General features: G+C 52.8%; 21 protein-coding genes and 1 pseudogene. 21 read left to right on the top strand and 1 reads right to left on the bottom strand.

Going from position 1 to position 22,945, the window contains the following annotated elements:
* The first annotated feature begins 45 nt into the window (after window positions 1–45).
* The 19 genes and pseudogenes from cobJ (at window position 46) to EDM55_RS05090 (ending at window position 20,466) form a co-directional block, all read left to right on the top strand.
* Window positions 46–1,830 (top strand): precorrin-3B C(17)-methyltransferase, encoded by a 1,785-nt coding sequence (gene cobJ / locus EDM55_RS05180; protein ID WP_122959774.1) that lies wholly within the window; start codon window positions 46–48, stop codon window positions 1,828–1,830.
* Window positions 1,831–1,881: 51 nt separating this feature from the next.
* The gene (locus tag EDM55_RS05175; RefSeq protein ID WP_122959773.1) at window positions 1,882–2,823 is read left to right on the top strand and encodes a sirohydrochlorin chelatase; all 942 of its coding nucleotides are present in this window, start codon (window positions 1,882–1,884) and stop codon (window positions 2,821–2,823) included.
* Between the two features lie 12 nt (window positions 2,824–2,835).
* Window positions 2,836–3,609, top strand: a complete 774-nt coding sequence (cobK, locus tag EDM55_RS05170; protein WP_122959772.1) for a precorrin-6A reductase — start codon at window positions 2,836–2,838, stop codon at window positions 3,607–3,609.
* A 2-nt stretch (window positions 3,610–3,611) separates the two neighbouring features.
* Window positions 3,612–4,262, top strand: coding sequence for a precorrin-8X methylmutase (locus tag EDM55_RS05165; protein WP_092266236.1), 651 nt, complete (start codon window positions 3,612–3,614; stop codon window positions 4,260–4,262).
* A gap of 4 nt (window positions 4,263–4,266) precedes the next feature.
* Window positions 4,267–5,403: a cobalt-precorrin-5B (C(1))-methyltransferase gene (locus EDM55_RS05160; protein WP_122959771.1), complete on the top strand. Its 1,137-nt coding sequence runs from the start codon at window positions 4,267–4,269 to the stop codon at window positions 5,401–5,403.
* On the top strand, window positions 5,366–6,598 hold the full coding sequence (gene cbiE, locus EDM55_RS05155) for a precorrin-6y C5,15-methyltransferase (decarboxylating) subunit CbiE (RefSeq protein ID WP_092266234.1): 1,233 nt from the start codon (window positions 5,366–5,368) through the stop codon (window positions 6,596–6,598). Before EDM55_RS05160 ends, cbiE begins: the two co-directional genes overlap by 38 nt.
* Entirely contained in the window at window positions 6,595–7,314 is a 720-nt protein-coding gene (gene cobI, locus EDM55_RS05150) for a precorrin-2 C(20)-methyltransferase (RefSeq protein WP_122959770.1), read from the top strand. The genes cbiE and cobI overlap by 4 nt, the downstream gene beginning before the upstream one ends.
* On the top strand, window positions 7,311–8,090 hold the full coding sequence (cobM, locus tag EDM55_RS05145; RefSeq protein ID WP_092266232.1) for a precorrin-4 C(11)-methyltransferase: 780 nt from the start codon (window positions 7,311–7,313) through the stop codon (window positions 8,088–8,090). Before cobI ends, cobM begins: the two co-directional genes overlap by 4 nt.
* The gene (locus EDM55_RS05140) at window positions 8,090–9,232 is read left to right on the top strand and encodes a cobalt-precorrin 5A hydrolase (protein ID WP_122959769.1); all 1,143 of its coding nucleotides are present in this window, start codon (window positions 8,090–8,092) and stop codon (window positions 9,230–9,232) included. The genes cobM and EDM55_RS05140 overlap by 1 nt, the downstream gene beginning before the upstream one ends.
* 35 nt (window positions 9,233–9,267) lie before the next feature.
* Window positions 9,268–10,656 carry a cobyrinic acid a,c-diamide synthase CobB gene (locus tag EDM55_RS05135; protein WP_092266524.1) on the top strand — a complete coding sequence of 463 codons (1,389 nt, stop codon included), beginning with the start codon at window positions 9,268–9,270 and terminating at the stop codon, window positions 10,654–10,656.
* On the top strand, window positions 10,649–12,169 hold the full coding sequence (locus EDM55_RS05130) for a cobyric acid synthase (RefSeq protein ID WP_122959768.1): 1,521 nt from the start codon (window positions 10,649–10,651) through the stop codon (window positions 12,167–12,169). The genes EDM55_RS05135 and EDM55_RS05130 overlap by 8 nt, the downstream gene beginning before the upstream one ends.
* A 66-nt stretch (window positions 12,170–12,235) precedes the next feature.
* Window positions 12,236–12,838: pseudogene (locus tag EDM55_RS05125) on the top strand (IS607 family transposase).
* Complete coding sequence (locus EDM55_RS05120; RefSeq protein WP_122959767.1) at window positions 12,822–13,934, top strand: RNA-guided endonuclease InsQ/TnpB family protein; 1,113 nt, start codon at window positions 12,822–12,824, stop codon at window positions 13,932–13,934. The pseudogene EDM55_RS05125 and the gene EDM55_RS05120 overlap by 17 nt, the downstream one beginning before the upstream one ends.
* Window positions 13,935–14,099: 165 nt before the next feature.
* Window positions 14,100–15,149: a nicotinate-nucleotide--dimethylbenzimidazole phosphoribosyltransferase gene (gene cobT / locus EDM55_RS05115; RefSeq protein ID WP_092266523.1), complete on the top strand. Its 1,050-nt coding sequence runs from the start codon at window positions 14,100–14,102 to the stop codon at window positions 15,147–15,149.
* The gene (gene cobA, locus EDM55_RS05110; RefSeq protein ID WP_122959766.1) at window positions 15,146–15,937 is read left to right on the top strand and encodes a uroporphyrinogen-III C-methyltransferase; all 792 of its coding nucleotides are present in this window, start codon (window positions 15,146–15,148) and stop codon (window positions 15,935–15,937) included. Before cobT ends, cobA begins: the two co-directional genes overlap by 4 nt.
* A gap of 22 nt (window positions 15,938–15,959) precedes the next feature.
* Window positions 15,960–16,601 carry a precorrin-2 dehydrogenase/sirohydrochlorin ferrochelatase family protein gene (locus EDM55_RS05105; protein ID WP_122959765.1) on the top strand — a complete coding sequence of 214 codons (642 nt, stop codon included), beginning with the start codon at window positions 15,960–15,962 and terminating at the stop codon, window positions 16,599–16,601.
* Between the two features lie 121 nt (window positions 16,602–16,722).
* Window positions 16,723–17,433, top strand: a complete 711-nt coding sequence (locus tag EDM55_RS05100) for a B3/B4 domain-containing protein (RefSeq protein WP_092266226.1) — start codon at window positions 16,723–16,725, stop codon at window positions 17,431–17,433.
* 105 nt (window positions 17,434–17,538) lie between these two features.
* Entirely contained in the window at window positions 17,539–17,718 is a 180-nt protein-coding gene (locus tag EDM55_RS05095) for a hypothetical protein (RefSeq protein WP_092266225.1), read from the top strand.
* A 273-nt stretch (window positions 17,719–17,991) separates the two neighbouring features.
* The gene (locus tag EDM55_RS05090) at window positions 17,992–20,466 is read left to right on the top strand and encodes a hybrid sensor histidine kinase/response regulator (protein ID WP_122959764.1); all 2,475 of its coding nucleotides are present in this window, start codon (window positions 17,992–17,994) and stop codon (window positions 20,464–20,466) included.
* A gap of 33 nt (window positions 20,467–20,499) precedes the next feature.
* On the opposite strand, the gene EDM55_RS05085 is transcribed toward EDM55_RS05090, so the two are convergent.
* Window positions 20,500–21,222 carry a glycosyltransferase gene (locus EDM55_RS05085; protein WP_259676069.1) on the bottom strand — a complete coding sequence of 241 codons (723 nt, stop codon included), beginning with the start codon at window positions 21,220–21,222 and terminating at the stop codon, window positions 20,500–20,502.
* A gap of 189 nt (window positions 21,223–21,411) precedes the next feature.
* Between EDM55_RS05085 and EDM55_RS05080 the strand changes: the two genes are divergently transcribed.
* Together EDM55_RS05080 and EDM55_RS05075 are read left to right on the top strand one after the other, a co-directional pair.
* Entirely contained in the window at window positions 21,412–22,053 is a 642-nt protein-coding gene (locus tag EDM55_RS05080; RefSeq protein ID WP_092266221.1) for a LysE family translocator, read from the top strand.
* Between the two features lie 330 nt (window positions 22,054–22,383).
* On the top strand, window positions 22,384–22,926 hold the full coding sequence (locus EDM55_RS05075) for a helix-turn-helix domain-containing protein (RefSeq protein WP_092266220.1): 543 nt from the start codon (window positions 22,384–22,386) through the stop codon (window positions 22,924–22,926).
* Window positions 22,927–22,945 lie beyond the last annotated feature (19 nt).

Raw genomic sequence — 22,945 nt, 5'->3', positions numbered from 1 at the left:
TACGAAAAAGGAGCGCTGGCATCGCCAGTGGAGAGGAGGGGCCGTATGAGCGGCAAGTTGTTTGTGATCGGGTTTGGCCCGGGAAGTTTTGAGCATATCACCAAACGGGCGCGGGAAGCGATTCAGGAGTCGGATGTCATCATTGGCTACTCGACATATGTGGATCTGATTCGCGAGCTGTTGACGGATCAGGAAGTGGTCAGCACCGGGATGACCGAAGAGGTGACTCGTGCACGGGAGGCCGTGCGACAAGCTGAGGAGGAGGGCAAAAAGGTAGCCGTGATCTCCAGTGGCGACGCCGGTGTATACGGCATGGCAGGTCTGGTTTACGAAGTCCTGGTGGAAAAGGGCTGGACGGAAGCGACCGGGGTTCCCATCGAGATCGTACCGGGAATCTCAGCGATCAACTCCTGTGGTGCGATTTTGGGCGCACCCATCATGCATGATGCCTGCACGATCAGTCTCAGTGACCATTTGACGCCGTGGGAGCTGATCGCCCGCCGGATCGATGCGGCAGGGATGGCAGACTTCGTCATCGCGCTGTACAACCCGCGCAGTGGTCGCCGTACGCGCCAGATTGTAGAAGCACAGCGCATTTTGCTCCAATACCGCTCGCCGGACACGCCTGTCGGGATCGTCAAAAGTGCGTTTCGCGAACGGGAGCATGTCGTAGTCACTACGCTTGCGCAGATGCTCGAGCACGATATCGGCATGCTGACGACCGTGATTATCGGCAACACCTCGACGTTTGTTTACGATGGAAAGATGATTACCCCGCGCGGCTACCAGCGTAAATACACCTTGTCTGCGGATGAACAGCCGCTTAAGCCGCATCAGCGTTTGCGTGTAGAGAATGAGCCGTGGTCGCTGGAGGCGGCGGAAGAAGCCGAGATGAGGCCAGAAGCGGCAGGCTCGATCGCATCTGCTCCATCCGCCCGCGAAGAGAAGGGCAGTAAGTCGGTGACGCTCTCCCTACCATTGGAAGGGCCAGTCGCATCCAGCCTAGCGGATACCTCTACTACGACGGCGACAGCTGTTTTGGAGGCACCGCCTGCGGCAGAGTCTAAGGCAACACCGCTGGATTGGGCGATGCAGGCACTGACCATTGCCAATGAAGCCAAAGGAATCGTCACACCACAGAGCGCGAGTCCAGCTGCGCGTACCGCATCCTCCTTTGTGCCGGAAATGATTTTCGAGTGTGCGGTCAGCCCGGGTGTTGCGAACAAAAAGATAACGCCGCAGCAGATGATGGCACTCGCCGAGGTAGCCGGGGAAAAAGGCGAACTGGAGTACACGCCGCATCATCAGATTATTCTGCGGGTCCCGACTGCCAATCCGGATGGTATCACGACAAAGCTCCGCCAGCTCGGACTGATTCTGAGCCCGATTGGTGACGTCGTATCGGTGAAAGCATGCGATTTTTGCGATGGCGAGAAAAAGGATGGTATTCCGTTCGCGGAAGAGCTGCATCAAAAGCTGGGTGGCAAGGAAATGCCCAAGGAGCTGAAAATCGGCTTCAACGGCTGCGGGATGGCCTGCTACGGCGCAGTCAAGGAGGATATCGGAATCGTGTTTCGCAAAGGCAAGTTCGATCTGTTCCTCGGAGCGAAAACAGTCGGACGCAACGCGCATTCCGGTATCCCGGTCGCTGAGGGCATCCCTAAGGAAGAGATCGTCTCCGTGGTGGAGCGCATCGTGACGCGTTTCAAACAGGAAGCCTTCCCGAACGAGCGATTCCACAAGTTTTTCCAACGGGTAGGCGAGCTGGAAGGCTACGCTTGGCGCGAACCGGCGAAAGCAGAGATTGAAAACGCGGCTTGCGGCGACTAGCAGCGCTGACCTTTTCGCCATACAACCAAACAGAATTCAGGAGGAGATTACATGGACGCAGTATTATTTGTCGGACACGGAAGCAAAGACCCAGAGGGGAATGAAGAAATTAGGCAGTTTGTGAATTCACTTGCACCCGAGCTGGATGTACCGATCATTGAGACGTGTTTCCTGGAGTTCGAACGCCCGGACATGCTGCAAGGGCTGAACACCTGCGTCAAACGCGGAGCGACGCGCGTAGCAGTCATCCCGATCATTCTGTTCTCGGCAGGACATGCGAAAATCCACATTCCTGCGGCAATCGATGAGGCGAAGGAGCTGCATCCGCACGTCCAGTTCATCTACGGACGCCCGATCGGGATTCACGATGAAGTCATCAACATCCTGACGACCCGGATGAACGATGCTGGCTTTGCCTCTGGCGAAGAGCATGAAGACCTGGCTGTTCTCGTCATTGGACGCGGCAGCAGCGATGCAGATGCCAACAGCGATATTTACAAAATGTCCCGACTGTTCTGGGAGCGCTATAAAGCGAAGTGGGTCGAAACGGCCTTCATGGGTGTGACCTACCCCCTGTATGACGAAGGGATCGAGCGCTGCCTGAAGCTGGGTGCACGCCATGTTGTGGTGCTGCCTTACTTCCTGTTCACTGGGGTATTGATCAAGCGGATGAGCGATCAGCTGGAGCAGTTCCGTGCGAAATATCCAGACGCACAGTTCACGATGGCGGAGTATTTCGGATTCCATCCCCTGCTGAAAGAGGTGCTGAAAGACCGCGTGGAGGAAGCCTTGCACGGCGAAGTCAAGCTGAACTGCGACACCTGTCAGTACCGACTGGCAGCGATGGAGCACATCGATCATCACCATCACCACCACGATGACGAACACGGACATCATCACCATCATCATGGGCATCACCACCACCATGATCACGACCACGATCATGAACATGAACACGATCACGACCACGACCACGACCACGTGACCAAGTAGGAGGAACGCCACATGATTCTCGTATTGGCTGGAACGAGCGATGCGCGGGAGCTGGCAATCTTGATTCAACAAGCCGGTTACGAGCTGCTCACGACAGTGGTGACGGACAACGCCGCCAAAAGCATGGAGGAAGCGGGGGTCCCCGTTCAGGTAGGCCGATTGACTGCAGACGACATTCAAGCGCTGATTGCGGCAAAGGGGGTGCGGGCCGTTGTGGATGCCAGTCATCCATTTGCTGAGGAAGCCTCGAAAAACGCGATGGCGGGAGCGAAGGCTGCGGAAGTTCCGTACATTCGCTATGAGCGGGAAAGCCTTACTGCACCGGGCAGTGAAAAGCTGATCATGGTGGACGACTATGTGCAGGCAGCTGAGCTGGCTGCTGACAAGCGCGGAGTCATCATGCTGACAACCGGGAGCAAGACGCTGAAGACCTTTACAGACAGATTGCTTGGACTGCCAGAAACGACGTTGGTAGCGAGAATGCTGCCGCGCATCGACAACATGCAAAAATGCGAAGAGCTGGGCCTCGAGCAGAAAAACATCGTAGCGATGCAAGGTCCTTTTTCCAAAGAACTGAACAAAGCCCTCTACGACCATTACGGCGTGACGCTGATGATTACCAAGGAGAGCGGCAAGGTAGGCGCCTTTGATGAAAAGGTGGAGGCTGCGCTTGAGATGGGGATCGAAACAATCGTCATCGGCCGCCCTCAGATCGACTATGGCACCAAGTACTCTGATTACGAAAATGTGCTGGGCCAATTGAACCTAGTAACAGGAGGAAACTAACCATGGATTTTCGTACAGATTTCAAACCAGTGACGGTACAGCCGCAAGAAATTGAAGACTTGAGCTTCCAGATGATCGCTGACGAGCTGGGCGAGCATCCTTTTACCGATGAGCAGTTCCCTGTCGTACAGCGCGTTATCCACGCATCCGCAGACTTTGATCTCGGACGCAGCCTGGTATTCCACAAGGATGCCATCCAATCAGGGATTGCAGCCATCCGCAGCGGGAAAAAGGTCGTAGCTGACGTGCAGATGGTGCAAGTGGGGATCAGCAAAAACCGCATCGAAAAATATGGCGGCGAGGTAAAGGTATACATCTCCGACCGCGATGTCATGGAGGAAGCAAAGCGCCTGAACACCACGCGTGCGATTATCTCCATGCGCAAAGCGATCAAGGAAGCGGACGGCGGCATCTACTGCATCGGAAATGCGCCTACCGCCCTGCTCGAGCTGATCCGCTTGGTGAAAGAAGGCGAAGCAAAACCAGGCCTTATCATCGGGATGCCAGTTGGCTTTGTATCCGCTGCTGAGTCCAAGGAAGAGCTGGCGAAGCTGGACATTCCGTTTATTACGAACATCGGACGCAAAGGCGGCAGTACGGTAACGGTTGCGGCATTGAATGCGATCTCCATCATGGCGGAACGGTTGGACTAAAACCATGGCGGCAAAAGCATCGACGGATGACAAAGGGGCAAAACCCCTTCGCCACGGTTATACAACAGGATCCTGCGCAACGGCGACGACGAAGGCTGCTTTGATCGCGCTGATCACCCAAGAGCCGCAGCGGGAAGCAACGATTCGTCTGCCGATCGGTGAAACCGTGACTTTCCAGATGGAGAGCTGCGAGTTCACCGAAGCTATGGCGACTGCGTCTACTATCAAGGATGGCGGTGACGACCCGGATGCTACGCACGGTGCCTTGATCATCAGTACGGTGGAGTGGCTGGATGAGCCAGGGATCATTTTGGACGGAGGAGTTGGTGTAGGACGGGTGACCAAGCCAGGGCTCCCGGTCCCTATCGGCGGGGCGGCGATCAATCCCGTTCCGCGAAAAATGATCCGCGAAGCCGCGCAGGAGGTCCTTGATCAGTTTGAAATCGATCGGGGAATCAAGATTGTGATCTCTGTGCCAGCTGGTGAAGAGATTGCAAAGAAAACGTTGAACGGAAGGCTCGGCATACTCGGTGGCATCTCCATTTTGGGGACGCGCGGTATCGTGGTGCCGTTTTCCACTTCTGCCTACAAGGCGAGTGTGGCACAGGCTGTCAATGTCGCCAAGGAAGCTGGCTGCGAGCATATCGTCCTTTCTACAGGAGGCAAAACCGAAAGCTACGGGATCGAGATGTACCCTGAGCTATCGGAGGAGGCCTTTGTAGAAATGGGCGATTTCGTCGGTTTTTCCCTGCAGCAATGCAAGCGCAAGAAAATGAAGAAGGTGACGCTCGTCGGGATGATGGGCAAGTTCTCCAAGGTCGCGCAGGGAGTCATGATGGTGCATTCCAAAAGTGCGCCCATAGACTTTGGACATCTCGCCCAGATGGCGGAGCAAGCAGGAGCATCCGAAGAGCTGCTCGTCCAGATTCGCGAGGCGAATACAGCTGCGCAGGTCGGCGATTTGATGGCTGACACGCCTGCCTTCTTTGAAATCATGTGCGAAAAATGCTGCCGTGCCGCCCTGAAGGAAGTAGGCGGCGGGATCGAGGTGGAGACCGTGATCATTACGATGAAAGGGTCCCTGTTGGGAAAGGTGACGATCGATGACACAGACCATGAAAGTGATCGGGATCGGGGATGACGGACAGCAAAGCCTGCTGCCGTTGTACCGTTCATGGATAGAAGAAAGTGAACTATTAGTCGGCGGCGAGAGACATCTGTCGTTTTTCCCTGAGTACGCTGGCGAAAAACGTGTGCTAAAAGGTGGACTCACGGCGTTGGTAGAAGAGCTACGCAGCGAGACGAGAAAGACTGTGATTCTCGCATCGGGCGACCCGATGTTCTACGGAATTGGCAGTCTACTCGCCAAAAAGCTGAACGTGGAGATTTATCCGCATCACAGCTCGATTCAGCTCGCCTTTGCCAAAATGGGAGAAGCGTGGCAGGATGCGGCGCTGCTGAGCGTACACGGACGCAGCATCAAGGGGCTGGCGCAGCGCATCGACGGCAAGGAAAAAGTGGCTTTGTTGACGGACGCCCAAAACAGTCCAGCAACGATTGCAGGCTACCTGCTGTCGTTTGGGATGACGGAGTACGACGCGTTTGTAGCGGAAAATCTGGGGAGCGACGAGGAAAAAACGGGATGGTACACGCTGGATGAAATGGCCGACGGCGTCTTTTCCGATCTGAATGTCGTTATCCTGAAAAAGCGTCGGGAAAGTCCGGTTTGGCCTTTTGGCATCGCAGATGAGGAATTTTCCCAGCGCAAGCCAGACAAAGGTTTGATCACGAAAAAAGAAGTGCGCATTCTGAGCATTGCTCAGCTGCAGCTACATGCCAAGAGCATCATGTGGGACATCGGTACCTGCACAGGCTCGGTAGCGATTGAGGCGGCGCGTATCGCACGGGAAGGCGAAGTATACGGCGTTGAGAAAAACGCGGATGACCTGGAAAACTGCCGCCAGAATATGGCCAAGTTTCGCACGGATCTGACCGTGGTACATGCGCGGGCGCCGCACGGTTTAGACCAGTTCCCGGACCCTGATGCCGTCTTCATCGGGGGAAGCGGAGGAGAGCTTCGCGAGCTTTTGAACATCTGCTGCACACGTCTGCGTCCAAATGGCCGGATCGTAGTGAACGCCGCGACCATCGAAACGCTGTATGAGGCGACACAGGCTTTTGCAGCAGAGGGCTTTGAGACGTCCGTCACGCTCGCACAGCTGTCGCGCAGCAAGCCGATCTTGTCTCTGACTCGATTTGAAGCACTAAATCCGATCTACATCATCACAGCATGGGCCAAAAAGGTCGAGGAAGAAAAAGGGGGAGACAGCAAGTGACCAAGATCGGTACCTTGTACGGACTGGGAGTAGGTCCCGGCGATCCAGAGCTGATTACGGTAAAGGCGTTTCGTCTGCTGCAGCAAACGCCGGTTATCGCCTATCCGAAAAAGCGAATGGGCAGCAAGAGCTACGCGCACCAAATCGCAGAGATGTATGTGCAGCCTGCTGCCGGCAATAAGGAAATGCTCGGGCTCGTTTTCCCGATGACCCGTGATCCGGAGATTTTGGAGCGCGAATGGAACAACACGGTGGAGCTGGTCTGGGAGCGTCTATCCGAGGGCAAGGACGTGGCGTTCGTCACAGAGGGCGATCCGATGTTCTACAGCACGTTTATCCATATGATGCGCGTGATGCAGGAGGAGCACCCCGAGGTACCGATCGTGACCGTTCCAGGCGTTTCCTCGTTTTTGGGAGCGGCTTCCCGCTTTAATCTGCCGCTCGCAGACGGCGACGAGCAGATCGGGATCATCCCGGCGACGGAAGACAGGGAAGCGATGCGTCAGGCGATTGCGTCACACGACTGCGTCATCTTCCTGAAAGTGGCGAAAGTGCTCCCGATGATCATCGGACTTCTGAAAGAAATGAATCTGGTGGACAAAACTGCTGTTGCTACGAAAGTGACCTCTTCAGAGGAAATGGTGTGGACAGATGTTCGGGAGCTGGAGCGCGCTGAGCTCAGCTATCTTACCTTGATGGTGGTGAAAAAATCATGAAGCTGTACATTGTAGGCGCAGGCCCGGGCGATCCCGATCTCATTACGGTAAAAGGCTTGAAGCTCTTGCAAAAGGCAGACGTGATTCTCTATACGGACTCTCTCGTAAACGAGGATTTGGTAGCCTTGGGCAATCCGGATGCGGAGGTACTGCAAAGCTCTGGCATGGCTTTGGAAGAAATGGTAGAGCTGATGGTAGATCGCGTGAGCAAGGGGAAAACGGTCGTGCGTTTGCAGACAGGCGATCCGTCCGTGTACGGAGCGATTATGGAGCAGATCGCGCTCTTGAAAGCAGCAGGCGTCGAAGTGGAGATTGTCCCTGGCGTAAGCTCCGTATTCGCAGCAGCGGCTGCAGTAGGTGCAGAGCTGACCATTCCCGAGCTGACACAGACCTTGATCCTGACTCGTGCAGAAGGCCGTACGCCTGTACCGGAGCGGGAAAAGCTGCGAGCACTCGCGGAGCATCATAGCACCTTGGCCCTGTATTTGAGCGCTACCTTGACCAAAAAGGTCGTGCGCGAGCTGGTAGAGGCGGGCTGGAGCGAGGATACGCCAGTCGCAGTGGTACAGCGCGCAAGCTGGCCGGATCAGTTCATCCTGCGTACGACGCTGAAAAACCTCGACGAAGACATGGGCAAAAATGGAATCCGCAAGCATGCCATGATCCTGGCTGGTTGGGCACTTGATCCCCATATCCACGAGAAAAACGAGCAGTACCGCTCGAAGCTTTATGACAAAACCTTCACGCACGGGTACAGAAAAGGTGTGAAAGAGTAATGGTCATTGAACTAAAAGAGGGAGAAATCCCGGTCATCCAGCAGCGCGGGGATTACGCGATCGTGGCGATTACGAAGCATGGAGTCGAGATGGCACGCGATCTGGCGCAGAAGTTTCCGGGGACGGACCTGTACTACATGAGCAAGTTTGCGCGCGGAGATGAAGAGTCGCGAGGGATTCAGCTGTTTACGAACAGCGTGCGGATGCTGTTTCCCGCCCTCTGGCCTGCGTATAAAGGTCTTATTATCATCATTTCGCTGGGAGCTGTCGTGCGGATGATCGCACCGCTTTTGGAGGACAAGAAAAAGGATCCGGGAGTCGTCGTAGTCGATGATCGCGGAGAAAACGTGATCAGCGTGCTATCCGGTCACCTCGGCGGGGCAAACGAGCTGGCACGCGAGGTAGCGGCAGTCATGGGTGCACGCCCGATCATAACAACGGCCTCCGATGTACAGAAGACGATTCCGGTGGACTTGTTCGGACGCCGCTTCGGCTGGGAGTGGGATTCGGCTGAAAAGCTAACGCCAGTCAGTGCATCCGTAGTGAACGAGGAACGAGTGGCTGTTGTGAATGAATCCGGGGAACGAGACTGGTGGATGCACGATACGCCCATGCCTCCCTCTATCCAGGAGTACCCGACCATCGCAGAGGCACAGGCAGCCGAGCCGCAAGCCGCTCTGGTCGTCACGCACCGACTGCTTCAGCCAGAGGAGCAGTCGATCCTGGACAACGGTGTGCTGTACCGTCCAAAGGTGATCGTGCTGGGCATGGGCTGCAACCGTGGCACATCGGCGGAAGAGATCGAAGCCGTGATCAAGGAGACGCTGGATGAACTGCAATTCTCGATCAAAAGCGTAAAGGCGCTCGCCACTATCGAGCTGAAGAAGGACGAAGCCGGGCTGATCGCCGTCTGCGAAAAATACGGCTGGCCCTTTGTCTGGTACTCACCTGAGCAGTTGAACCAGGCAGCGATCGAGGACCCATCGGAGACGGTATTTAAATACACAGGCGCCTATGGTGTGAGCGAACCGGCAGTCAAGCTGTATGCGGGTGTTGAGAAGCTGGTGCTGACGAAGAAAAAATCAGGAAATACAACGATATCCGTCGGCTTGATGCCGTATGGGAAGGAGGAGCGCTCATGAGCGAAAGTCGACGCATCGGTATCGTCGGGGCGAGCATAGGCGAAAGTCGACGCATTGTTATCGCCGGAACCGGAAGCGGAGCAGGCAAGACGACGGTGACCATCGGACTGATGGCGGCACTGAAGCGCATGGGGCACGTCGTGCAGGGCTTCAAATGCGGCCCTGACTATATCGATCCGACCTACCATACAGCGGTCACGGGGCGTGCCTCACGCAATTTGGACAGCTTCATGCTCTCCCATGACACGGTCAAGGAGATTTTCGTTCGCGGGTCGGCGGGCGCGGACATTTCCATCATCGAGGGCGTCATGGGAATGTACGACGGAAAGGAAGCGACCAGCGACAGCGGAAGCACAGCAGAGATCAGCATTTTGACAGGCTCACCCGTCTTGCTCGTGGTCAACTGCCAGAGTATGGCGCGCAGTGCAGCAGCCATCGTCAAAGGCTTTCAGCTCTTGAATCCTGCGGCACGAATCGTCGGCGTCATTGCTAACAAGGTCGGCAGCGAAGGCCATCACAAAATCGTCAAGGCAGCCATCGAGCAGGAGTGCGGGATTCCGGTGGTCGGCTACCTGAAGCGGGAGAACGAGCTGGAGATTCCAGAGCGGCATCTTGGCCTGGTTCCTTCTGTAGAGCGTGGAGAGCTGTCTCCTTTGTTCGAGAAGCTGGCGGATCTGATTGGGGAAACGGTAGACCTGGAGCTGATCTGGGAGCTGGCGAAAGCGGAGGAGCTTAAGGCAGAGCCGAAGCTGTTTGCACCAATCGCTGCACAGATGCCGGAAGAAAAAAGTGTCACGATCGCCGTGGCCAAGGATTCGGCCTTTCATTTTTACTATCCAGAAAACCTGGAGCTTCTGGAAGCGTACGGTGCCAAGCTGCATTTCTTTTCACCGCTAGCCGGGGAGACAGTTCCACCTGAGGCGGACGGATTGTACATAGGGGGCGGCTTCCCGGAGGAGTTTGCCTCCGAGCTTTCCCAAAATCAAACGGTACTGGAATCGTTCCGCACAGCCGTTGGCGGCGGACTGCCGACGCTGGCTGAGTGCGGCGGGTTCATGTTTTTGACGGAAGCCATCGTAACGACGGATGGAGAGAGCTATCCGATGGTCGGACTGATCCCAGGCAAAGTGACGATGCAAAAGAAACTGGCTGCACTGGGCTATCGCGAGGTGCGTGGAAAAGAAGGAAACTTCCTCCTGGGTACCGAGCAGCAGGCAAAAGGACATGAATTCCACTACTCCACGTACGCTACGGATGCCGAGCTGCCGCATGCCTACGAGACAAAGGGCCTTCGCGGGACCAAACCGGAGGGCTTTGCAGCGGGGAATCTGGTTGCAGGCTATACGCATCTGCACTTTGGCTCGAATCCAGAGCTGGTTGCGCGCTGGATCGAACGCTGCCTGGAGGTGGGCGCGCGTGCCTAAAGCCCTTCCGTTGATGATTCAAGGGACCAGCTCGGATGCGGGGAAAAGCGCCATCGCGACTGCCTTTTGCCGAATATTCGCCCAGGCAGGTCACAAGACAGCTCCTTTCAAATCGCAAAACATGGCACTCAACTCCTACGTGACGATCGACGGCAAGGAAATCGGAAGGGCGCAGGGCGTGCAGGCAGAAGCGGCAGGAGTGCTCGCCACGACGGATATGAACCCCATCCTGATCAAGCCGACGCGGGACTCCGAGTCGCAAATCGTGGTCAACGGAGAGCCGTACGGAAACATGAAAGCGATGGCGTATCGCACCGAATTTTACGATCAAGGCTTGCGAATCATCAGCGAGTCCTATGCTCGACTGTCAGAAAGCTACGACCGAATCGTAATTGAAGGCGCGGGAAGTCCGGCGGAAATCAATCTGAACGACCGTGAGCTGGTCAACATGCGAGTGGCCCGTCTGACGAATGCACCTGTCATTCTAGTAGCGGATATCGAGCGGGGCGGCGTCTTTGCCAGTCTGGTGGGGACGCTTCAGCTGCTTGAGCCACAGGACCGGGAGCGGGTGATCGGAGTCGTCATCAACCGTTTTCGCGGAGACCTAACGCTTTTGCAGTCGGGCCTGGATTGGTTTGAGGAGTATACAGGCAAGCCTGTGCTCGGTGTCGTTCCCTTTATCCCTGATTTGTGGATCGATGCGGAGGATTCGCTCATCCTGCATCGCTACCAGGGTCAGCGGGAGACACCGAGAGATATTGATATCGCGGTCATACGGTACCCGCGCATTTCCAACTTTACGGACGTCGATCCGTTTTTTGTGGAGCCGGATTGCCGCATGCGTTTTGTCAGCCGTCTGGAAGAGCTCGGTGACCCTGATCTGATCGTTCTGCCGGGCAGCAAAAACACGCTGGAGGATTTGCAGTTCTTGCGGGAAACAGGCTTGGCAGAGCGCATCCACGAGCTGCATAGCGGAGGAAAGACGTATGTAGTTGGTCTTTGCGGCGGCTATCAAATGCTAGGCCAGTCCATTCATGATCCAGATGGGGTGGAGTCGCCGCTGCGCGAGATGGCAGGGCTTGGCCTGATCCCGATGGTTACGACCATGGAGCCGCGCAAGACGACAGTACTCTCTCGCGGTACTGCCCGTTTTGCTGGCCACCTGCTTGAATTGGAAGGCTACGAGATTCACATGGGGCAATCGGTCTACACAGAGAACGACGCACCGTTTATTCAGCTTGCGGATCGCACGGACGGCTATTGCACGCAGGAGAGGAAGCTCATCGGGACGTATTTCCACGGATTATTCCACAACGATGAATTCCGCACACAGCTGCTCAATGCCATTCGACAACAGAAAGGACTTTCCTCGATCATGGATCGCCCGTCCTTTGTGGCGCTGCGGGAGCAAGGCTACGATCTGTTGGGCGATACCGTCCGCAAGCACGTCAACATAGAGGCTATCGAAGAGCAAATGAGGCTTTATCAGGAAAAAGAGGAAGGTGTTAGTTAGGGAAAACAATAAACATTTTTATACATTATTACCAATATTGTATAATGTTTTTGGGTGATAAAAACCATGTACTCTATCGGTAAATTCGCTAAATTGGTTGGCTTAACCCCAAAAACGTTACGGGAATGGGGCAAACAGGGAAAATTAATTCCTGCTCTTGTCAATGAAAATGGTTACCGTTACTACACAGAAGATCAGCTTTACTCTTGTCTGTGCAAGCCTGTACATGATCACAATCGTATTGCAATCGGTTATTGCAGAGTGTCTAGCAATAAGCAAAAAGATGAGTTGGAACGTCAGATTAAGAACGTGAGACATTTATGATCGCCAAAGGTTATTCGTTTGATGGCATAAAGGTAGTGGTAACAACTACGAAAAACGTGGGCTCAAAAATCTGATTGATCTGGTCATCCAAGGGAAAGTGGAACGTGTAGTCATTTTGGATAAAGACAGACTTGTTCGATTTGGATATGAGCTTTTGACAATCTGTTCAAACGATTTGAAACCCAAATCGAGATCATTGAACATGGCGTAAAAACCGAAGAACAGGAACTCGTCGAGGATTTGGTACAGATCATTACCGAGTTCAGTTGTAGGTTACCAGGAGAACGTGCAAATCAAGCTCGAAAGCTGTTAAAGGAGTTGGTGACTGATGATCCTAGCATATAAATTCAGGCTGAAGCCAACGCCTGAGCAAGAAAAGCAGCTATGGAAATCAACTGGCACTGCACGTTGGGCTTACAACTGGACATTGGACAGGCAAGAAGAAAATTACCGCAGTGGTGGCAAATTCATACCAGACGGTAGACTACGCAAGGAACTGACTCAGCTCAAAAAAACATCCGAGTATTCATGGCTTTATGAAGTATCCAACAATGTGACCAAGCAAGCTGTAAAAGATGCATGCGATGCATACAAGAGGTTCTTTAATAAGCGTGCAGACCGCCCGAGATTCAAAAGCCGTAAACGCTCAAAACCGTCCTTTTACAACGACACGGAAAAGCTGAAGGTCAAAGGGAAGTCTGTACTGATCGAAAAGGTCGGATGGGTCAAAACTTTCGAACACCTTCCAGAGAATAAGAATTACACCAACCCAAGAGTCTCTTTTGATGGGAAGTATTGGTATCTGTCTGTCGGAGTTGAGCGTGGGAATGAAGAGTCGAAACGGTCCAGTGGTGTGATAGGCGTAGATATGGGCATCAAGAAACTTGCTGTCTGCTCTAATGGTATGATGTTCCGAAATATCAACAAAACAAAGGCGATAAGAAAGACCGAGAAACGTCTGCGTAGGTTGCAATGCAGAGTATCTCGGAAATATGAGATGAACAAGGAGGGTAGCCGTTACGCCAAAACAGGCAACATTGTGAAAGTAGAAAAGCGCATCCGTTTACTTCATCGGCGACTAACGAATATCCGAAACAATCACATCCATCAAGCTACTGCAGCTATTGCGAAAACCAAGCCTAGTGCGGTAGTGATGGAAGCGCTGAACCTCAAAGAGATGATGAAGAACCGATACTTGTCCAAGGCAATAGCCCAACAGAAACTGCATGAATTCAAACGACAGATGCAGTATAAGTGTCAACGCTACGGTATCTCGTTTATTGAAGCAGACAAGTGGTATCCTTCATCCAAGCTTTGCTCGAGTTGTGGTCATATCAAGCGTGATCTGAAGCTATCTGACCGAACTTTCAGGTGTGATTGTGGGCTAACGATTGATAGAGATGTAAACGCTGCTCTCAATCTAGCCAAACTAGCAAGTTAACTGGAAAGCGTTATGGCTAGTAGGTAGGATTCGTTGTATCCGAATTTACGCCTGTGGAGTGTCACACGAATGCGAGTAGCCTTAAGCAAAAGCAGACACAAAGAAGCAGGAAGCAAACAAGAGATGTGTAGACTTTTACAATCTTTTGGCAACGGTGCATGCAGGATGACAAATACAAGAAAACAGCTTATCGCGATTGAGCCAATAAATGAAGAAGCGGCAGCACAAGCCAGACAGCATATCGATCAATTGACCAAGCCGCTTGGCAGCCTGGGACGTTTGGAAACGCTGGCAGTCCAGCTGGCTGCAATGACAGGTATGGCGTTCCCGGCCGTGACCCCACCAGGAGTCATCGTCTTTGCTGCAGATCACGGTGTTGCGACTGAAGGCGTGTCCGCTTATCCGCAGGAAGTAACCGCCCAAATGCTGCTGAACCTGACGAGGGGTGGAGCAGGGATCAACGTGTTTGCGCGTCAGATCGGTGCCTTGCAGAAATTCGTAGACGTAGGGGTAGCGGTGGAGGTCGATGCACCTGGCATCACCAAAAAGCGCATCAAGGCTGCGTCGGGAAATATCCTGCGGGAAGCCGCTATGACTCGCGAGGAGGCGGAGAGCGCCATCCAGATCGGTATGGACACGGCCCTCGAGATCGTGGAAGAGGGAGCGAAAGTTCTAATCGTCGGGGAAGTAGGCATCGGCAATACGACCGCGAGCAGTGCGATCCTGTCTGCTTTGACGGGCGCAGACCCGGATGAGATCGTGGGACGCGGAACCGGTCTGACGGATGAGGGCTGGCAGCGAAAAAAAGCAGTGGTGAGAAAAGCGCTCGCGCTGCATCGACCAGATGTCGATGATCCAATCGATGTGCTGGCAAAGGTAGGCGGGATGGAAATCGGGGCGATGGCAGGTGCAATCCTCGGAGCGGCTTCCCGTCGCGTCCCGATCCTGCTGGATGGATTTATCGCTACCGTAGCGGCACTCCTGGCTGTCCGTCTGCAGCCGGAAGCAGCGGATTATTTGATCGGCGGACACCGCTCGCAGGAGCCAGGGCACGCCTTTGTACTGAAGACTTTAGGCAAGGAGCCTCTGCTAGACCTGAACCTGCGCTTGGGTGAAGGCAGCGGAGCTGCGCTCGCTTTCCCGATTGTCGAAGCGGCTGCTCGGATGGTGAGTGAAATGGCGACCTTTGCCTCTGCAGGGGTAAGTGACCGATGAGCAGCACGGGCAAAGTTTATTTAGTTGGAGCAGGCCCGGGAGATCCCAAGCTGATTACCCTAAAAGGGCTGGAGAGCTTGCAGCAGGCGGATGTAGTCGTATACGACCGTCTGGCGAATCCTGCGCTGCTGGAGCACGCGCCAGCTGCAGCAGAGCGCATTTACTGCGGCAAGCTGCCAGATAACCATACGCTGCAGCAGGAGCGGATTAACGAGCTGCTGGCGGAAAAGGCTCTGGAAGGAAACGTGGTCGTGCGGCTCAAAGGGGGAGACCCCTGCGTGTTTGGGCGTGTAGGTGAGGAAGCGGAGCATTTGGCAGAGCGTGGCATTCCTTTTGAGATCGTTCCAGGTGTAACTGCTGGCATAGCAGCCCCTGCCTATGCCGGGATTCCCGTGACGCATCGCGAGCACGGATCGTCGTTTGCTGTCGTCACGGGACATTTGCGCGAAGACAAACCGGAGCTGGCGACAGAGAAATGGCGTGCGCTTGCTACCGGCATCGATACGGTCGCCTTTTACATGGGTGTCGCCAACCTGCCGCTGATCCGCACACAGCTGATCAAGCATGGGCGAGATCCACAGACGCCTGTCGCGATCATCTCGTGGGGGACCCTTCCCCAGCAGGTGACGCTGACAGGTATACTTGCTGACATCGAGGAGCGCTTGGCTGGACACCGTGAGTTCACCAACCCGGCGATTATCTTGGTAGGAAACGTGGTACAATTGCGGGACAAGATCAACTGGTTTGAGGCAGCACAAGCAGAAACGAATGAACATTTTATAGGCTAAATCGAAAGGGGCGCGATGCCTGGTGCGCTATTACCCGGTGATGGTCAATCTGCAAAAGAAGCGTTGTCTGGTCGTAGGCGGCGGGCTGGTAGCAGAGCGGAAAATCCGCGGTCTGCTCGACGCGGACGCGGATGTGTACGTCGTCGCCCCTTCGTGTACGGATCAGATCGACACGTGGTCACAGCAAGGTGAAATAGCTTGGGAGCGCCGTTTCTTTGAACCATCGGACACAGAGAAAGCGGTGCTGATCATAGCGGCTACGAACCAGCCAGACGTTAATCTAGCGGTCTACCAGGCATGTCAGCCTCAACAGTGGATCAACATCGTAGATCGGCCCGACCTGTGCACCTTCACTGTGCCGGCAGTGGTGGAGCGAGGCGACATGCAGATCGCCATCTCAACGGGAGGCAATAACCCTGGACTTGCGAAAAAGCTGCGTACGCAGATAGAGAAATGGGTAGGCCCTGAGTATGGCGACTACACGCGGTTTCTCGGAGAAATGCGGCAGCGCGTTCTTCGCTTGCATTTGGCCGAGAGCCAGAAGCGTGCCATTCTCGCAGAGCTGCTTGACGAGCGTTTTTTGGACTGGACGAGGAGCGGCGAGCTTGAGCGTAGAGATCGGGAGGCAGAACGTTTGCTGCAAGGACAGGAATCTGGAGAATAATATGAAAAAGCTCTCATACATAGGGTGAGAGCTTTTTCTTGCTCGCGCTAAGACTGCTATTGTCTATTTGCAATCTAGCAGTAGCTCTTTTTTCAAAACGGGAAAAGGAAAGAGGGATCTCATGTCTAGATTTATCGTGGAAGATGAGTTTTGGTCGCTGTTTCCGCATGCCAAAATCGGTGTGGTGATTAGCCGAGGAATGGATAATTCTATTAGAGATGTAGAACTCTACGAGAAGCTGCTGAGGGAGGCAGAGACAGATGCCGATCAATTTCTCCAAATGGAAGAGTTCAGCAGCAATCCAGTTATATCCGTTTGGCGGGAAGCTTATCAGAAATTCAAGACAAAGAAAGGCGCAAGATGCTCCATTGAAGCTTTATTAAAAAGGGTGAAAAATGGCAATCACATTGGTACGATAAATCCGCTGGTGGACATCTATAATTCCATTTCGCTGCGTTATGGGCTTCCGTGTGGTGGCGAAGATCTGGATACTTTTGTAGGCGATATTCGGCTTACCCAGGCAAATGGCAGCGAACCGTTTATTCCATTGGGAAGCGATGAGAATGCTTCACCGTACGAGGGAGAGATCGTCTACAAGGATGATGCAGGCGCCATCTGTAGATGCTGGAATTGGCGAGAAGCCGAGAGAACGATGCTGACAGAAAATACAAGAAATGCGTTCCTTTGTATGGAATTGATAGATGAATCCAGAAGCGATGAGTTTCATACGGCGCAAAAAGAGCTGTCAGAACTCGTCTCCCAGCATCTTGGCGGAACGGTGAGAATGGAAGTGCTGGATATTCATCATAGAGAAATGACCCTCTTGGGTTAAGGCTGAAAGCCTCGCTTTGGCGAGGTCTTTTCTATTTGTCCTTGACAACATCAACCTCTTATCTGGCAAAGTATGGAGTGTACCATCAGGAAAGAGGGGGAAAGAATGGCCAATAAAGGTAAACTGCTAATGATCTTTACTCTTTTTTTCCTGCTCATGGGGATTCGGCTAGCATGGGGCTTTTGGTACCAACCGGCTGTGATGCCTTTTGCCAAGCAAGGTGTTCTGGACGCAAGCAGCTGGGACTTCACCGGGAATGGCAGTATCCAACGCGTATCATCTTAAGGTACTGCTGCCAGAAGCGAAACAGAGCATCTGGGGAATTCGGGTTTCCAATATAGGCTCCTCCCATCTGCTGCTTATCAACGGGCAGGTCGTAGGGCAGCAGGGCCAGCCATCGTCTCATCCAGAAGAAGTGATCGCAAAAAACGTCCCTTATTTGTCTTTTGCAAACGTGACGGGAAACCAGGTCGATATCGTCCTGCAGATAGCCAATTTTGACTTTGCAGCAGGTGGCGCGTATTTGGTACCATCACATTTGGTCCTATACAAGAAACCTTGGCGAGTAAGCGCAGTTCCGAATATTTTGATACGACGGCAGGAAGCGTCCTTATTTTATTTAGTCTGTATTTCCTGCTTTTGTATGCGTACAATCGTCGATTCCGGGAGTTCATTTACTTCTCCTTGTCGAATCTTTTTGCGGCTTTGTATCTTGTTAGCGGCCGTGAGCGCGTGGCTCTGGACTGGTTTGACTTGTCCTATGATTGGGCGACACGCATCCAGTTTCTTTCCATGCTGGCACTTGCTTTTACCTACTCCCTGTTCATGAAACAGATCGTGCTACCCAAAGCGAAGGATACGATCAGCAGAGTGCTGCTGGCGCTCATCAGTCTCTCTGCGATCACAGTCCTGCTGCTGGAAGCCAAGCAATTTACCTTTCTGCAAAGCGTCTATATTTTCTTCTGCTGGATGACGGTTCTGTATCATTTCCTCCTCATGCTTCGCAGAGTGTGGCACAATCCATCCAGTGTGCTATGGGTGGTTATCAGCACGTTGAGTCTGCTCTTCTACGGAGTCTTTGAAAACCTGCGGGCACTTGGCTGGACGCAGGATGACGGCTGGATTCCGCTGGAGATTATCGTATTCGCACTATCGCTGGCGATGCTAAGCACGCGCGGGTACTTTACAGCTTTGCAAAAAGCAGAGCAATTGACCGAACGACTGCTGGTTCTGGACAAGACGAAGGACCAGTTTCTTGCCAATACATCGCATGAGCTGCGTACCCCCCTGCACGCTACGTTAAGCATTTTGCAAGCCGTTGTGGATGGAGGGGCTGGTGAGCTGACTGGCCGGCAAAGGGCGGAGCTGGAGCTTGCCGTGGGGATCGGACGACGTCTCACCTATCTGCTGGACGATCTTCTGGATATTTCCCATCTGCAGGCGGGAATGGAGCTGAGGCTGTCTAGCCTGGATGTGCACGACGTGACGGCTGTTGCGCTAGATGTCATGCGTTATTTGACGGATGAAAAATCGGTACGACTCGTGAATCGAGTGCCGAAGCAGCTGCACTGGATAGAAGCGGACGAGCAGCGATTCCAGCAAATTATCTTTAACTTGCTGTACAATGCCATTAAGTTTACACCGGCTGGAACCATCACAGTCGAAGCGGAGCAAATAGGAAACATGGTGGAGATTCGGATTACCGATACGGGAATCGGAATCGCGGAGGATCGACAGGAAAAAATCTTTGATAGATTTGAGCAGGGAGATCGTAGAACGAGTCAGGAGGGAGCAGGACTCGGTCTTTACATATGCAAAATGCTCGTGGAACGGCACGGAGGCGAGATCTCTGTCACCTCTGCAGTCGGTCAAGGCACCAGCTTTTCCTTTACCATGCCTGCAGCAAGCAGGAGTGGAGATACCATCCACCCAAGTAACATCGAGCCAGCCATGATGCATTCCGTTGCACGTTTGGCAGCTGCTGCTTCCGAGAATCCCTTTCCTGCCCTTTTGCCATTTATGCAGGCATCAGCCAAAGAGAAAAAGGAAGCCACCATTTTGCTGGTGGATGATGAATCGACCAATCAATACGTGATGATGAGGCTGCTCGCGACAGAGCCGTACCAGATTGTAGCCGTTTCTGACGGGCATGAGGCGCTGGAGGCATTGGAGAAGCAGCGCCATTGGGACCTGGTTATTCTCGATGTGATGCTGCCGAAAATGTCAGGGTACGAAGTCTGTCAGAGGCTGCGGGAAAAGTACTCAGCTTCTGAGCTGCCTGTCCTGATGGTGACAGCGCGCGGCCAAAAGGAAGATCTGCTGGCAGGCTTTGCCGCAGGAGCAAACGACTATATCACCAAGCCCGTCGAGGCGTTGGAGCTGCGAGCTAGGGTGAAGACGCTTTTACAGATGAAACGCTCTGTCAGTGACTCGATCGAAGCAGAGATGGCGTTTTTACGTTCCCAAATCAAGCCTCATTTCTTGTTCAATGCTTTAACGGCCATACTGACAGTCAGCCATGACGATATGAAAAAGGCGCAAGATTTGCTGCTTGATTTTAGTACGTATCTGCGGCATAACTTTGATTTCGAGCAGCAAGAAAAGTTGATCCCCATTCAACGAGAGCTGGAGCTGGTAGAGGCCTATCTTCGCATTGAGCAGATACGGTTTGGAGAACGATTGGATATGATCTATAAAGTGGAGGACGATCTGCTAGGCAATATCCCCCCAATGACGATACAGCCGATCGTGGAGAATGCCATCCGTCATGGCGTGATGACCAGGCTGTCGGGTGGGAAAGTAAAGCTTGCTGTCTACGCTGAAAACAACGAGACAGTGATTCAGGTAGAAGACAACGGACCTGGATTTTCGGCTGGTGCAAAGACCCAGCAAATGAAGCGCAAGGGCGTCGGGCTCCGCAATATAGAAAGGCGGCTTCAGAATATGGGTGGCAAGCTGGAAATCGTGAGCAAGCCGAATGTAGGGACACGTGTCGAAATCCGAATCTCGCAAAGTCAATCCGAGCTGGAGTGAGAAAAAGCCGCCTAGTTCACTAGGCAGCTTCTTTTACATGAAAGAGGAAAGGATTCTCCTGACTCTGCGGCGATCTTTGACCACACGACGTTTATCGATTATCTTGTTGCGCTTTGAGCGAAATTTGCTAGTCGTATTGCCTGAGTGGATGATATGCACATAGTTTCGCAGGCGCAGCTTGTCATGACGCAGGCGAATGACAGCCGGATGCCCTCCGCGAAGCTTATACCGTTTGCCGCGGCGATAGCTTTTGGCTTTATAGATCAGCGTATAAAAGGCAGGGGACTTCGCATACATCGGGGCAATTCGCTTCTTTTTCGAGTCGTACATATAGCCATTCTGGTTAATGATTGCTTTGACGCCTTTTCTTCTGCGATGATTCCTGAGCTGCTGGATGTAGCTTCTGCGGTACAGGTCATCCGAATCCAGGCGGACGAGGTATAAATAACGATAGCCTTTCAGACGCTTCTTGATGCTTCTCTGATACATGCTTTTCGGGATGAACTTGATATTTCTCGGGAGCTTTTTGTATTTTCGCAGCTGCTTCTTGATGTGTTTTCGGGAACGGTCTTCGTACTCTATGAGAGCATCAAAGCCTTGACTGGTCTGCCTTTGCAGGCTCCTTCTCGTATACTTCATAAAGATCTTCATGCGACTCTTGATCCAACGCTTTGAGAATCTCTTTTTGCGGTTGTACTTTAGCTTTTTCGAGTTGAAAGCAATCCCAACTATGATTTTTTTCTTGCCTTTTCCCACTGTTTGACCCACTCTCCTTTACCAAGCGAAGCAGCAGCTTCTATAAGGTATTGAAGATTGTCAGCTTTTGCTTTAGTCAGATATCGTCGCGAGATACAAGCACACTGACCTGTAGCATCCATTGAAAACTGCCCCTTTTGGTGAGAGCAATCTTCTTTTAAGGTATTTCTAGAAAAGGAGGCATGCTTGGTGGAGTGGACAACGATTTGGCTGTTTGTAGTTGCGGCGCTAGCTATGTTAATCATACCGGGACCAGCTGTATTCTACATTATGGCGAGAAGTATCAACCAGGGAAAAAGAGCGGGAGTCATATCCGTGCTGGGAGTATCGCTTGGTGGAGCCGTTCACGTGGTGGCAGGGGCGCTGGGAGTTTCAGCGATTCTCATGACATCGGCGACTGCATTTACCATCGTGAAATATGTAGGGGCAGCTTACCTGATCTATTTAGGATGCAAGACTTTGTTCAATCGAAATGAAGCTGAGGCAGCTGAAACAGAGGAAGAAGCACCCGCTGTCAATCTGAAGAAGATTCTCTACCAGTCGGCGCTAGTAGAAATCATGAACCCGAAGACGGCATTGTTTTTTCTCGCATTCTTTCCGCAGTTTATCTCACCTGCAGCAGGCTCCGTCCCTGCACAGTTTATCGGGCTGGGGATTCTCTTTCTTGTCTTGGCCTTTCTCAGCGATGGCAGCTATGCTCTTCTTGCCGCGCATATTCGTAAGCGGATGAAGGGGAGCAAGGTGGGGGCCAGGCTGCAAAATCGGATCACAGGCTGGATTTATATTTCTTTGGGTGTGTTCTCCGCTTTTGCCAGTCCGGGAAAATCATAGCCAGGCAGGACTGACGCGTCTTGTCCTCGGATCATACTAAAAGCCAGTCCAAACATGTACATGTTAGACTGGCTTTTCTGCAGTTTTTTTTCTTGTTCTCCTCTGCACGCTTGAGCAGCATATCGACGAACAAGTCGATTTGAGCCGTGAGGTCTTCTTTCCGCTATGAATGTATTCATTCTCGTATATGTGTAAATAAATGAAGTAATAAAAGAAAAAATTATTGTAAAACAGTAATTCGTTATAGTAATATCGTAATAAATGAAGAATATATGGAATTGTCATTCAAATACTACAATTCCGTAATAGATGATGAGCAGGTGAAGAAGCATGGATGATATTCACAAAAAGATTAAGGATTTACGGATCGAACAAGGGCTGACCTTGAAGGATTTAAGCGAAAAAACGAATCTGTCTGTCAGCTTTTTATCACAGATCGAGCGTGGCGCTTCGTCTGTCGCGATTACTTCGCTAAAAAAGATTGCGGATGCGTTTGGTGTCACCATGACGTTCTTTTTTGAAGAACAGGTGCACGCCAACTACCATGTGAAGACAGAGGAACAGAAGCCATTTCGCGTGGAGAGCTCTGCTACCTCTTTTATTCGACTGGGGGGAGAATTCCCCAAACGCTCGCTGGAGCCCATGATCGTCAAGTTGGCCCCGAATCAGAAAAAAGAACAGACCTTCAGCCACCCCGGGGAGGAATTTTACTTTGTCCTCAAAGGGGCTGTCCTATTTGAGATTGCGGGAGAGGAGTACTTCGTGCGAGAAGGAGATTCCATTCACTTCCCATCGCATATCGAGCACGAGTACGAAAACCCGCTTCAGGAAGAAACACAGCTGCTCTGCGTACTCACGCCAGTCATTTTTTGATAGACAGCCATTACACGCT

This window comes from Brevibacillus centrosporus (assembly GCF_003710815.1).
Taxonomy (GTDB): domain Bacteria; phylum Bacillota; class Bacilli; order Brevibacillales; family Brevibacillaceae; genus Brevibacillus; species Brevibacillus centrosporus.
This window is presented reverse-complemented; position numbering and strand designations above follow the sequence as displayed.

Bases quoted from the DNA above. Each gene is read 5' to 3' on its own strand.
- cobA (WP_122959766.1), top strand. From the start codon at position 15,146: ATGAGCAGCACGGGCAAAGTTTATTTAGTTGGAGCAGGCCCGGGAGAT.
- EDM55_RS05160 (WP_122959771.1), top strand. From the start codon at position 4,267: ATGGCGGCAAAAGCATCGACGGATGACAAAGGGGCAAAACCCCTTCGC.
- EDM55_RS05075 (WP_092266220.1), top strand. From the start codon at position 22,384: ATGGATGATATTCACAAAAAGATTAAGGATTTACGGATCGAACAAGGG.
- EDM55_RS05100 (WP_092266226.1), top strand. From the start codon at position 16,723: ATGTCTAGATTTATCGTGGAAGATGAGTTTTGGTCGCTGTTTCCGCAT.
- EDM55_RS05120 (WP_122959767.1), top strand. From the start codon at position 12,822: ATGATCCTAGCATATAAATTCAGGCTGAAGCCAACGCCTGAGCAAGAA.
- EDM55_RS05175 (WP_122959773.1), top strand. From the start codon at position 1,882: ATGGACGCAGTATTATTTGTCGGACACGGAAGCAAAGACCCAGAGGGG.
- EDM55_RS05165 (WP_092266236.1), top strand. From the start codon at position 3,612: ATGGATTTTCGTACAGATTTCAAACCAGTGACGGTACAGCCGCAAGAA.
- cobK (WP_122959772.1), top strand. From the start codon at position 2,836: ATGATTCTCGTATTGGCTGGAACGAGCGATGCGCGGGAGCTGGCAATC.
- EDM55_RS05095 (WP_092266225.1), top strand. From the start codon at position 17,539: ATGGCCAATAAAGGTAAACTGCTAATGATCTTTACTCTTTTTTTCCTG.
- cobM (WP_092266232.1), top strand. From the start codon at position 7,311: ATGAAGCTGTACATTGTAGGCGCAGGCCCGGGCGATCCCGATCTCATT.
- cobJ (WP_122959774.1), top strand. From the start codon at position 46: ATGAGCGGCAAGTTGTTTGTGATCGGGTTTGGCCCGGGAAGTTTTGAG.
- cobT (WP_092266523.1), top strand. From the start codon at position 14,100: ATGACAAATACAAGAAAACAGCTTATCGCGATTGAGCCAATAAATGAA.
- EDM55_RS05140 (WP_122959769.1), top strand. From the start codon at position 8,090: ATGGTCATTGAACTAAAAGAGGGAGAAATCCCGGTCATCCAGCAGCGC.
- cbiE (WP_092266234.1), top strand. From the start codon at position 5,366: ATGACACAGACCATGAAAGTGATCGGGATCGGGGATGACGGACAGCAA.